Origin of the sequence: Gordonia sp. CPCC 205333, assembly GCF_048537885.1 — a bacterium.
Taxonomy (GTDB): Bacteria; Actinomycetota; Actinomycetes; order Mycobacteriales; family Mycobacteriaceae; genus Gordonia.
This window is the reverse complement of the sequence record NZ_JBCLVI010000004.1, coordinates 255143-267472: the sequence shown is the minus strand read 5'-3', so window position 1 is coordinate 267472 and position 12330 is coordinate 255143. Positions and strand designations below refer to the sequence as shown.

The window sequence follows — 12330 nt, the reverse complement described above, 5'->3', positions numbered from 1 at the left end:
GATGGCATTGGCCTGGGATACTCGTTTCATGGCAGCCAAACCGCGGATACTCAACAGCAGCAAAGACATGATCTGGTCTTTGATTCCGCTCGTGCTGTTGTGTGCCTTCGTTGCTTTCGCATCGCAGAACTGTTCAGTCGGCCTGCAGGGCGATTCCAGCGACGACAAGACGCCGCCGTTCGCGGTGACCGCGGCGCTGCGTGCCGACGCCGATGCGATGTCGTTCCCGATCCGCCAGCCTCAGGTCCCCGGCACCTGGAAACCGAATTCGGGGACAACTCAACCTGTTGGAACGTCAATGGCGAGCAATGTCGGCTGGATCACCGACGCCGGGAGTTATATCCAGTTGACCCAGTCCGGGGCGGATGAGAGTGACCTGGTGGTTTACCTGTCCGACCGTGGTTCCGACGCTGACATGGCGAAGTTGCTCGGTGCCGGAACGCGTATGATCGACGGCCGGCGGTGGGTTGCCTACGAGGCCGGAGACAAGGCTAAGGTCTGGATCACCGATCTCGGTGACGTGCGTATCGCGGTGCTCAGCAAAGGTCCCGACGCCGACCTGACCACGCTCGCCACGGCGGTGCAGTCCGCGACGCCGTTAGCCAAGCGGGGTTAGGACGGATCCCAGCGCCGTCTGGCCCCCGGTCAGTCTTCGTCGTCCTCTGCTGCCAGCGCCGTTTCGATGCGAGTCCGTGCCCCGGCCAGATGCTCCTCGCACCGCTTCGCGAGCGCTTCGCCGCGTTCCCATAACGACAGCGACGAGTCTAGGTCGAGTCCGCCGCGTTCCAACGTCGCGACGACGTCGATCAATTCGTCGCGAGCCTCCTCGTAGCCGAGGTCTTCGACGGGGCTGCGGTCGTCGGTCACGGTGCTCCTTCGGTGGTGGGGTCGGTTGATTCGGTCACGATCGAGATGGCCGCGCCATCGCTGACGCGAATACGTAGCCGCGCGCCGTCCGGCATGTCCTCGAGTGATGACACGACATATGGGTCGATGTCGTGGTCCGGTTCGCCGAGACGTTGCACCACCGCATACCCGCGGGCGAGTGTCTGCGCCGGCCCGAGCGTGGCGAGTCGCGCCGACAGATGTTCGATCTTGGTGTGCGCGGTATCCACCGAGCGGCTCACATCGCGGCGCAGCGTTCTGCGCATGCGGTCGATGTCGGCCTGGTGGGTGTCCAGTACGGACGTCGGTCGGGCCAGTACCGGGCGCTGGCGAAGACCGTCGAGCCGATGTTCCTCGCGGTGCAGCCAGTTGCGTAGTGCATTGGCATTTCGGCGTCGAAGCGAGTCGATGCCGGTCAATTCGGCGGCGACGTCGGGGACGACGCGTTTGGCGGCGTCGGTTGGGGTGGCAGCGCGGACGTCGGCGACCAGATCGAGTAGCGGCGAATCGGGTTCGTGACCGATCGCCGAGATGAGCGGTGTGGTGAGGTTGGCGACGGCACGCAACAGAGCCTCGTCGGAGAAGGGCAGCAGGTCTTCGACGCTGCCACCGCCGCGTGCGACGATGATGACGTCTACGTCGTCGTTCTGGTCAAGCGCGGCAAGATGTTTGAGGATTTGGGGTACCGCGGTCGGGCCCTGCACGGGCGCGTCGCGGATGTCGAAACGCACGGCGGGCCAGCGGTTGGTGGCTACTGACACGATGTCGTGTTGGGCCGCCGACGCGCGCCCGCTGATCAGTCCGATTGTCTTCGGCAGAAACGGAATTGGCCGTTTGCGGCGCGACTCGAAGAGTCCTTCGGCGGCCATCAACTGACGAAGTCGTTCGATGCGGACGAGTAGTTCGCCGACACCGATGGGGCGAATGTCGGTGACACGCAACGACAATGTCGCCCGCCCGGTGTAGAACGTTGGCCGCCCGGCCATGACGACGCGGCTGCCCTCGGTCAGCGGTACCGGACTGCGCGCGAGTAGATCCGGCGAGCAGGTCACCGAGATGGAGATATCGGCCGCGGGATCACGGAGGGTAAGAAAGGCGACCCGGGTGCCCGGCCGGCGGTTGATCTGAGTCAGTTGCCCTTCTACCCAGATCTGACCGAGCCGGTGCACCCAGTCGGCGATCTTTGTGTTGACAGTCCGGACCGGCCACGGATTGTCGGCCGAGTTCGGTGCATCCGATGCAGCCACGCGTGGTGTGGCTACTTCTCGGATTTGGTGGCGATCCGGTTCTCCAACATCGTCAGGAACGGAGTGCGGGCGCGGTTGGCCTTCTCGTATTCGGCGAGGGTGCGCAAGTCATCGAGTTCGATGGTGCGGAGTTTCGCACGCAATTGAGCCAAGGTGAGGGCGTCGTAGTCGAGTTCGCCAACGATGCCGTCGAACTCGGCGGCATCGTTCTTGGTCGGCGTCGTCGATGCGATGTCATCGGGTGTGGAGCTGTAGAGCGCGAAGCGGCCGGTCGATGCGGGGGAGTCACCCGTAGGTTTCGCGGCGGCGTTGGTGGCTGTCGGGTTGGCTCGTTTGGCTCGTTTGGCGGTTGTCTTCGCAGCCTTTGCTGGAGCGGATTTCGTGGCCGCCGAATTGGCAGGTGCCCGCTTGGCCGGCTTAGGCGCGGTCTTCACGGCCTTGATCGGTGCTGACTCGGCGGGTGTCGGTGCTGCCGCTCCCGTGGGCTCGGGTGTTCTCGTGGCCGACGCCGGGGCGGGCTTATCGATCGCCGGCGCGGCCGCCTCGGCGTCCTCGTCGAAGACTGCCCAGCTGGGCTGTTCCTCGGTCTGGCCGAAGAGACCGTCGAAAACGGTGTCGCCCTTGATGGCGAGTTCGGCGACATTTTGCTGCATGCGCATGCCGGCTTGCAGCGCCTGGCTGACGGCTGTCATCGGCAGCGTCACGGCATAGGTGGGTAGTTTCTTCGTCTCTTCGACAACCGTGGCAAGCAGGCCAGCGGCGACGCGAGCGGTGTAGGGAGGTCGGATCATGCGGTCAACTCTGCCATTAGTGTGTGATACAGCCAACCGATGCCCCGCCTGCGGAGATGAGAGTTCGAGACCGATGGCAAGTATCGTAGGAACTATGTCTGAGCACAAGAGGGTCCTTTTGGCGCAACCGCGTGGGTATTGCGCTGGTGTCGACCGTGCCGTCGAGACCGTCGAACGTGCGCTCGACAAGCACGGTGCGCCCGTCTACGTGCGCAAGGAGATCGTTCACAACCGGCACGTCGTCGACACATTGACCGAGCGGGGCGCGGTCTTCGTCGGCGAGACCGACGAAGTTCCCGAAGGGGCGCTTGTCGTTTTCTCGGCGCACGGCGTTTCCCCGGAGGTTCACAAAACCGCGGCGGCGCGCAGTCTGAAGACGATCGATGCCACCTGCCCGCTGGTTACCAAGGTGCACCAGGAAGCAAAGCGATTCGCCCGTGACGATTACGACATTCTCCTCATTGGCCACGAGGGTCACGAAGAGGTCGAAGGCACCGCAGGTGAGGCACCCGAACATATCCAGCTCGTCGACGGCCCCGACCACGTCGATGATGTGATTGTGCGCGACGGCGTGCGTTTGGTCTGGCTCTCGCAGACCACACTGTCGGTGGACGAGACGATGGAGACGGTCAAGCGGCTGCGGCAGAAGTTTCCCCAGTTGGAGGATCCGCCGAGCGACGATATCTGCTACGCGACGCAGAACCGACAGGTCGCGGTGAAGGCGATGGCGCCGCATTGCGAACTTGTGATCGTCGTTGGGTCGCAGAACTCGTCGAATTCACAGCGGCTGGTTGAGGTGGCTCTGCAGAACGGCGCGGACGCGTCGTATCTGGTGGACTACGCGCGTGAGATCGATCCGACCTGGCTTGACGGTGTGTTGACGGTCGGCGTGACGTCGGGCGCGTCGGTACCCGAGGTATTGGTACGCGGCGTGGTCGATCTACTCGCCGAGCACGGCTTCGGTGATGTCGGTGCGGTGACCACGGCCAACGAGACTCTGACGTTCGCGTTGCCCCGTGAATTGCGGCCGGCGCGGAACTGAGTTTCCACGCAGCGTTGCGAACGATCCCAACGTCGTCAGAACTCGTCCTGCCCCAACTTCCTCACCCGGCGATGGGGCAAACCCAGTCCCAATAGCGCGAGCACAATCACTACCGCCGTGCCGGCCCCGATTAGTGCCGCATTGCGCTGCCACGGGTCCGGCGTCGGCATCACCGGGGGAGCGGCGATCGGTCGCCGATTCGGCGGTGGCGTCGCACCGTCGGAGAGTTCATGAGTCAGCGCCGCGACGGGATCGACTACGCCCGCGCCGATCTGACCGTCGCGGTCACCCCCAGCCGAGTGCGCGGTCTGGACTATCCGGGCCATCACCTGTGCCGCACGCAGATGCGGAAAGCGGGCGCGGATCAACGCGGCAAGTCCCGCTACGTACGGCGCCGCGAAACTAGTCCCGTTGATCGGCATGGAACCGTTGTCGGACTGAATGGCGTTGATCAGCGATGACCCGTGGCGAATGGTGCTCAGCCCGACGATGTCGGTACCGGGGGCAGCGACCGATACCCACGGACCATGCAAACTGAAGCCGCTCGGCGTACCGGTGTTTGAATCCACCGCGCCGACGGTCAAGACATACGGCGCGAACCATGCCGGGCTCGCGACGGTGGTAACCGAGTCCCATTCGCGGCCGGGCGCCGATGCGAGATTCTGTTGACGGCAAGCGCCGTTCGACGACAGGTTACCCGCTGCAACGACCACCACGACGTCACGGCCGTAGGCGAATCGGATCGCGGCCCCCAGACTCGCGTCGTTCAGAGCGCGCGGGTTTTGCGTGCATGCCACTTCGGAAATGTTGATGACAGTGGCACCGAGTTCCACCGCGCGCACCACCGCTGCCGCGAGCGTCCGTACGGTCCCGACTCCGCCGCCCAAGGTAGGTTCGTCGTCAACTCGAGTAGCGCGCACTGCGAAAGCCCCGCTCGACTGCCGGATCGACAGGATTGTCGCCTCAGGTGCCACACCGCCATAGGAATCGGCGGAACTTGTTGTGGCAGCGATGATTCCAGCCACGATGGTGCCGTGGGCATCGCAGTCGGACAGGCCATCGCCCCGCCCGACGTAGTCGCCCCCGCCGCGCAGTCGCGGCAACCGTGGATGCGGTGTCACCCCGGTGTCGATGACAGCGACTGTCTGTCCGCGACCGCGGCTGAATTGCCATGCGCCCGACAGGTTCAGCAGGTATGCGGCGGGTGGTTCGGAGATGCGGCCGCGGGCGATCGGTACCCCGCACAGGGAGCGTTGTTCGGTTGGCTCAGGTGGACTGGGTGCGACGCCGAGCGGCGGAGGTGCGCCGAAGACCGATGGCGGAGTCACCGCCGACGCGGGCGGGCCGGGCGCGGTTGCCGCGACCAGCACCGCGGCCGCAACGATTCCTCGGCGAATCATTCTCGGACACAACGGGATCATCGTAACGACCGCATGCTGTCATACAAGTCAAGAAGCCAGCAGAGCAGCGGCATGATCGCCACTACAAGCAGATACTCCGCCAGTTCGGCCAGCCGTCGAGCGACCGGTGAAAAGTCGTGTGCCGGGGCGACGATGCCGAATATCATCGCAAAGCTGAAAATCAATGCCGCACAGCCGAATACGGCAAGCACTCGGTCAGGTGACGCGGCAATCCCACTGGTGAGCAGCCCGGCCAGGACGACTAGGAGGGAGAGTGCGCCGACGACTATCAGCGCGCCAGCCTGGACGAGGTCGGTATGGGAGCGCCCGCGCAGCACCAGCACTGTCGCGATGATCGCTGCGTAGCCGCATGCGCGCGTGTCGAACCCAGACCAGGGCGTCGCGGCGATCGCCGCAGCGGCGGCACTGACGAACCCAGCGCCCACCGAGATGCCGGTTAGATAGGCCTGCGCCACAACGGCGCGGGCGGCAAGTGAGTCGACCTGCGGCAGGGTGATCGCGCCTACCGCGCCGATCCCCTCGATAGGCGTGGTGGCCATCTCGTCAATATCAAGCCGGTCCCCGGCTGTCGGTACCGATGGCAACGGCAGTTTGGCCAGTATCGCGGTCATTCGAGGCGCGGTGAACACCACTCCGACGCTGATCGCGGCAACGACGGCGGCCACTTGGGCTGGCGTACCGATGAAAACCTGGCAGAGCGCCGCGGGCCACACGATCATCGCGACCGTCGTTACCGCACTATGCACTGTCGGACTGCACCCCAGCGCACGATGTGACCCGACCGCGACTACCAAAACCGTTGCCGCACTGAGAACGACGGTCGTCGAGGAAAAGCGGCCGGGATTCAGAGACGCCCCACCGGCGGCGGCGAATATCAGCGCCGCCCAACTGAGCACCGCAACGGTTGGCACATCCGATTGGTATCGGCGGACCAGCAGCGCGCTGACCAACAGCCCGGCGCCGACGATCACTGCGATGAGCCCGGGCCACCACCCGTAAAGTCCGTGTTGCGGCACGAAATGTCCGGCAACGAGTGATGTCGCACCGAGGGCGGCGGCGGCCAGCCCGACACCGTGGCCGACGCGTCGCGCGGCGTCCGGTGTCCAGTGCCGAAACCGGGCGTTACTCAACTCGGCCAGCGCGTCGAGCACGTCGTCGAATAACGCGGGCGAGTCACCGACACGGATACATCGCAGGGCGAGCAGATCGCCGTCGCGGACTCCAGCGTCGTGCAGGCTGAGCTCGGTTGGCAGCGGGTCACGCCCGATCGGTGCCAGTGTCCAGCGCCGCGGATCGGGTAGTGGCCCGATCGTGTCATCATCGTCATCGATGCGACTATCATTGGACACCAACGGATTTCGTGACTGGATTCGCTCGATCAGCGTTGGCAGCAGCGCGGCGATTGGAATATCCGCGGGCAACCCGACGTCGAGTTGGGTGTGCCCGCCGAGGATCGACACGCGCGCGATGAGCGGCTCGAACGCATCGACACTCGTCGTGCTGGCCGCACCGTCAAGGACAGTTGTTGATACCGACATAGTTCTCTTCGACCTCCCCACCGAAAAGTATGTCGGGCCAAGTTAGCGCAAACCGTGCACACCGCGCGGCGTTTGGCGCAACAATGGCCGACGGGCGGGTAGGTGACACTGGGCGACGGGGGGAGATTCATGACGACTCAAGGGTATGTACGGCGGCCACGTGTGGTAGTCCCGCGGGCCCCGGCGGGCGAGGTGAATATTGCTGCGCCGCCCGAGATTTCACGAAATATTCCCGGAAATGTCTTGCTAAAACTGCTGCCGGCGGTAATGGTAGTCGCTATGGTCGGGATGATCGCGTTGATGTTCGTCACCGGCGGTCGCAATGTTCTGGAGAATCCACTGTTCCTGATGTTCCCGATGATGATGCTGATGTCGATGTTCGGAATGTTCGCCGGAAATCGCAGCGGTGCGAAACCTGCGGCTGAACTCAATGAGGACCGCAAAGACTACTTCCGATACCTGGGACAGTTGCGTTCTGAGGTACGCGACACCGAGACCGCTCAGCGGGAAACCATGACCTGGTCACACCCTGCTCCGACGGCGCTGGTCGAGGTGATCGGTACGCGCCGGATGTGGGAGCGAACCGAGTCAGACCCAGACTTCGGTCATGTTCGGCTCGGAGTCGGATCGCAGCGGCTGGCTACCCGGCTCAACCCGCCGGAGATAGGTCCGCCAGAGGATTTGGAACCGGTGTCGATGGTGGCGCTACGGCGGTTCGTGCGTACGCACTCGGTGGTACACCAACTGCCGACGGCGATCTCCATGCGTGGGTTCGGCACCATCGGCATCTCCGGCAGCCAGGCTGAGACGCGAGCGCTGTTGCGTGCCATGATCATTGAGTTGTGCACCTTCCACGCGCCCGACGTGTTGCGCGTTGCGATCGTCACCCGGGACCCGCTCGCCGAATACTGGGATTGGGCCAAATGGCTCCCGCACGTTGGCCATCCCGCTGACCGGGATGCACTGGGGCCGGTCCGGATGATCTGGCATGGACTGGCGGAGTTAGAGGATGCGCTTGCCGACGAACTCAACCAACGCAGTCGATTCAGTAGATCGTCGCCGGTACACGCCACACCGCAGCTTGTCGTCATCCTCGATGACGGCTACATAGACGGCTCCGAGCGACTGGTCAACGAGGTGGGTACCGACGGAGTCACGGTGATCGACTTGGTCAACCCCGATGTCGGGCCGGGCAGTCGCCGAGGCATCCAGCTCATGGTGCGGGACAACAGAATCGCCGCACGCAGCGCATCGGGAATTGAAGAATTCGCCGATGTCGACCAGTTGACCATCGCCGACGCCGAAGCGATGGCCCGACAACTCGCCCGATATCACCTGACCCGCGGGACCGTCCTGGTCGACCTTGATGCCGAACCCGGAGAGGTGAATCCGGATCTGTTGGGACTATTGGGTATCGGTGACGCGGCGGCATATTTCCCCGAGACATTCTGGCGGGGAAGGGACCCTGGCGCCCGACTCCGTGTCCCGATCGGCTGCACTCCCGATGGCTTGCCTGTCGAACTAGATATCAAGGAGAGCTCGGAAGGTGGGATGGGGCCGCACGGACTCTGTATCGGGGCGACCGGGTCGGGCAAGTCGGAGTTCTTGCGCACCCTGGTGGTAGCACTGATAACCACCCATTCGCCGACCGAACTCAATCTCATCCTGGTGGACTTCAAAGGTGGCGCAACATTTCTCGGGCTCGACGCCGCGCCGCATGTCGCGGCGGTGATTACCAACCTCGAACAAGAATTGGAAATGGTAGACCGGATGCGCGACGCGCTCTCGGGTGAAATGAATAGACGCCAAGAGGTGTTGCGCGCGGCGGGCAACTTCGCGAATGTCGGAGAGTATGAACGGGCGCGAGCGGCCGGTGCTCCGCTCGCGCCGCTGCCGGCACTATTTATCGTGGTCGACGAATTCTCCGAATTGCTTTCGCAGAAGCCAGATTTCGCCGAACTGTTCGTGGCGATCGGCCGATTGGGGCGATCGCTGCATATCCACCTATTGCTCGCGTCACAGCGGTTGGAAGAGGGGAAGCTGCGCGGGCTGGACTCTCATCTGTCGTATCGGATCGGTCTGAAGACCTTCTCCGCGCACGAATCTCGGTCCGTGCTCGGCGTGCCGGACGCCTATCATTTGCCCAGTGATCCGGGTTCGGCATACCTCAAATGCGATTCGGGGCAAGTTCAACGGTTCAAGGCCGGCTACGTGTCAGGTCCGTATCTACCGCGAAACGTCGGGCCGAGTGCACCAGACGGTATGCCACATTCGACCGCCGCATCGGTGCGGTTGCTCATGTTCACCGCGTTGCCGGTGGCCGATCAAGCCGACGTATCCGCGGTGGCCGAGACTCGTGAATCAGTTACCACCACAACAGATATTCACCCAGAATTGTCGACGCGACCATTGGGGCCGTCGGTGCTCGAGACGTTGGTCGGACAGATGATCGGCCGTGGACCGGCCGCGCACAGAGTGTGGCTACCTCCACTAGATGAGCCGCCGACTCTCGATCATCTCGGGGTGCTGCCGGCCGCGCCGGCAGCTGACGTCGCCACTTTGCGTGTCGTGATGGGGGTGGTCGATCGTCCCTATGACCAACGTCGCGATCCGCTGTTGATCGACCTATCCGGTGCGGCAGGAAATGTCGCGGTGGTCGGTGGCCCGCAGGCCGGCAAGTCGGTGGCGATCAGATCACTGATGTTGTCGGCCGCTGCCACCCACAGCCCCGAGCAGATCCAGTTCTACTGCCTCGATTTCGGCGGTGGCACGCTGACATCGCTGGCTGGCCTGCCGCATGTCGGCTCGGTGGCAACACGCGCCGATCCCGACGCGATTCGGCGCACCGTCGCCGAACTCACGGCGGTGATGCGTGACCGCGAACAACGGTTCGCGTCATACGGAATCGAGTCGATGCGCGACTACCGAGCCCGGTTGGCCGCGAGTGCCCCCGAAACTGAAGGCGACCGATTCGGTGACGTGTTCCTAGTCTTCGACGGGATTGGGGTACTCCGTGGTGAATGGGAAGCCATCGATGACGCCGTCGCTTCCCTCGCCACCGAGGGCTTGTCCTACGGCGTGCACGTCATTATCAGTGCATCGCGCTGGGCCGAGATCCGTCCCGCGATCAAAGACATGCTCGGTACGCGCATCGAACTGAAGCTGGGTGACGCGATGGATTCGGAGTTAAGCAGGGGTGCGGCACTTTTGGTCCCAGAGAATCGGGCTGGCCGCGGAATCACGGCCGGTAATCTACACACGTTGACGGCGTTGCCCCGCTTCGACGGAACGGGCGACGTCGCGACGTTGAGTTCGGGAGTGGCGGCCGGGGTGGATGCGATCGCCGCCATCTACCCAGAGCGCCGCGCTCCACGCGTGCGGCTGCTCGGCAGCGAGATCGATTCTGGGACACTGGCGCTGGCCGTGCGAGATGCCCGAATCATGTTGGGTCCGAATAGAGTAGCGATCGGGATCGGTGAATCTGACTTGGCGCCAGTGGTTCTCGACTTCGCCGCGCAACCGCATTTCGTAGCGTTCGCCGATGTCGAGCACGGCAAGACGACTCTGCTACGCACGATCGCGACCGGGTTGGTCGCCGATTCCGAAGCGGCACAAGTAAAGCTGGTGATCATCGACTACCGCCGCACGATGTTGGGTTTGATCGCAGGCGATCACGTCGCCGGATACGCGAGTTCGTCGTCGTCGGCATCGGCGATGTTGACCGAACTCGCCGAGATTTGCACCGGTCGACTGCCCGCCGACGACGTGACACCTGCTCAGTTGCGTGAACGCAGTTGGTGGACGGGGCCGGAGATCTACGTTCTCGTCGACGACTACGACATGGTCGCGACGTCTTCGGGCAATCCACTGTTGAGTTTGCTTGATCTGCTGCCACACGCCCGGGACATCGGACTGCACCTGATTTTGGTACGGCGCTCCGGCGGTGTCGGACGTGCACTGTTCGACCCGGTCATCGCGCGCTTGCGTGACCTCTCCACCGACACGTTGCTGATGAGTGGAGACCGCGACGAGGGTTACATCGTCGGGCAGTCACGACTAAAGCGCTTGGTACCCGGTCGCGGCGAATTGATCAGTCGAAGCAGGCCGCCGGAGATGATTCACATCGCCTATCCGCCAGACGACCTCGGCACACCATGACGTTTGCCGTCGATCTGCCGAGGGTCGTCGATCTTGCTGCTGATCAGGTCGCGTGGGAGGTCGACGACGCGTCGACTCCGGCTGCGTCGCGGGCTTGGCATGCGTCGGTGAGCGCACTGATCTGCGGCAGTGCGACCTCTTGCCTGCCACTGGTGATGACCGTGCCAACGGTGTGGGGTGAACCGCGTCGGACGCGGCTGCTCAGTATTCTGGGGACGTTGGACCGGCCAATTGTCTTGGTACCCAGGGCGATCGCGATTGCGCGAAGCCACACCGATCTGGCCTGCTCGGCCTGCGTTGTCGTCGAGTTCGGTGTATCCGGCTGTTCGATCCGCGAAGCAAATCCGTTGGCGCACAGGTTGGTCCGGAATGTTCATGGGTGGGAACTCGTCACTACGTTGCCGCTGGATCTGCACTCGGACTCGTGGCCGGGCGGCGAGTATGACGATGTCGCCGTCATCCTTGTCGACGATCCGACCGCGAGTGACGCACTCGACTGGCTGCGCATGCACACCGGTATCGGCCGGATCCTCGCTGTCGACACCGACCTTGTAGTCCGATATGGCGCCGATCCCGGTCCGGCACAAGGTCGGCTCGACGTTGCCGAACCGTGGACCGAAGAGGCTGCCGCACCGGCAGGTCGCCGCCGTCGGCGGGTGTTGGCCGGTGCCACGATCGCGGCGGTGATCGCGGCGACCGCCATCGTCGGCGGGGTCCGGTCGGGGCATTCGTTGTCGGCCCCCGAGTCGATGCGGGTCGGTCGAGTGGCAGTTGTAATTCCGTCCGGCTGGAACCGTGCGGAGCAGTCGATGGGTAGCGGTGAGGTGGCGCGGGCGGTATTTGTGCGACGCGACGACGGACGGCGCATCATTGTCGTGCAGACGACGGTTCGCGCGGGCTCGACCCCCGACTCGGTGGCTCGCAGCCTGGCGAACAAGATCGCCCAGCGCGGCGACAACGCGGTCGTCGAGTTCGCGCCGTCGATGCGTATGGGCGGCCGGGATGTGATCGCTTATCGCGAGACGCCGGCATCCGGGGTGCCGATTGCCTGGTACGTGCTGGTGGAACATGATTTACAAGTCAGTATCGGGTGTCAGGGGGGTTCAGACGCCCAGGCGATGCACGCCGAGTGTGCGGCGGCGGTTGGCTCGGCGACGATCGACTGAGGCGGGCGATCGTCGTGCACGTCAGCACCAATTTGAACCTGACCTGCCTGATCGCGTAATCTGGATCGCTGGTGCATGGCAT

Annotated in this window: 9 protein-coding genes; 4 read left to right on the top strand and 5 right to left on the bottom strand. The window is 63.9% G+C overall.

The annotated features are described in order from the left end of the window. Positions 1-28 precede the first annotated feature (28 nt). A complete protein-coding gene (locus AAFP29_RS15755) occupies positions 29-616 on the top strand; it encodes a DUF4245 domain-containing protein (protein ID WP_419218338.1) in 588 nt (195 codons plus the stop codon). A gap of 29 nt (positions 617-645) precedes the next feature. Here the strand turns inward: AAFP29_RS15755 and AAFP29_RS15750 are convergent, their stop codons facing one another. The 3 genes from AAFP29_RS15750 to AAFP29_RS15740 are packed head-to-tail and all read right to left on the bottom strand — an operon-like array spanning position 646 to position 2923. Beyond that, entirely contained in the window at positions 646-867 is a 222-nt protein-coding gene (locus tag AAFP29_RS15750; RefSeq protein WP_419218337.1) for an exodeoxyribonuclease VII small subunit, read from the bottom strand. Further along, on the bottom strand, positions 864-2132 hold the full coding sequence (xseA, locus tag AAFP29_RS15745; protein WP_419218336.1) for an exodeoxyribonuclease VII large subunit: 1269 nt from the start codon (positions 2130-2132) through the stop codon (positions 864-866). Before xseA ends, AAFP29_RS15750 begins: the two co-directional genes overlap by 4 nt. An 11-nt stretch (positions 2133-2143) precedes the next feature. Further along, positions 2144-2923: a lipid droplet-associated protein gene (locus AAFP29_RS15740; RefSeq protein ID WP_419218335.1), complete on the bottom strand. Its 780-nt coding sequence runs from the start codon at positions 2921-2923 to the stop codon at positions 2144-2146. 94 nt (positions 2924-3017) lie between these two features. On the opposite strand from AAFP29_RS15740, the gene AAFP29_RS15735 reads away from it, so the two are divergent. Continuing rightward, positions 3018-3965, top strand: a complete 948-nt coding sequence (locus AAFP29_RS15735; RefSeq protein WP_419218334.1) for a 4-hydroxy-3-methylbut-2-enyl diphosphate reductase — start codon at positions 3018-3020, stop codon at positions 3963-3965. 35 nt (positions 3966-4000) lie between these two features. Here the strand turns inward: AAFP29_RS15735 and mycP are convergent, their stop codons facing one another. Beyond that, the gene (gene mycP / locus AAFP29_RS15730; RefSeq protein ID WP_419218333.1) at positions 4001-5365 is read right to left on the bottom strand and encodes a type VII secretion-associated serine protease mycosin; all 1365 of its coding nucleotides are present in this window, start codon (positions 5363-5365) and stop codon (positions 4001-4003) included. Positions 5366-5382: 17 nt separating this feature from the next. Then, positions 5383-6924 carry a type VII secretion integral membrane protein EccD gene (eccD, locus tag AAFP29_RS15725; RefSeq protein ID WP_419218332.1) on the bottom strand — a complete coding sequence of 514 codons (1542 nt, stop codon included), beginning with the start codon at positions 6922-6924 and terminating at the stop codon, positions 5383-5385. A gap of 129 nt (positions 6925-7053) precedes the next feature. On the opposite strand from eccD, the gene eccCa reads away from it, so the two are divergent. Both eccCa and AAFP29_RS15715 read left to right on the top strand, forming a co-directional pair. Then, entirely contained in the window at positions 7054-11082 is a 4029-nt protein-coding gene (eccCa, locus tag AAFP29_RS15720) for a type VII secretion protein EccCa (RefSeq protein ID WP_419218331.1), read from the top strand. Next, entirely contained in the window at positions 11079-12248 is a 1170-nt protein-coding gene (locus tag AAFP29_RS15715) for a type VII secretion-associated protein (protein WP_419218330.1), read from the top strand. The genes eccCa and AAFP29_RS15715 overlap by 4 nt, the downstream gene beginning before the upstream one ends. The last annotated feature ends 82 nt before the right edge of the window (positions 12249-12330 follow it).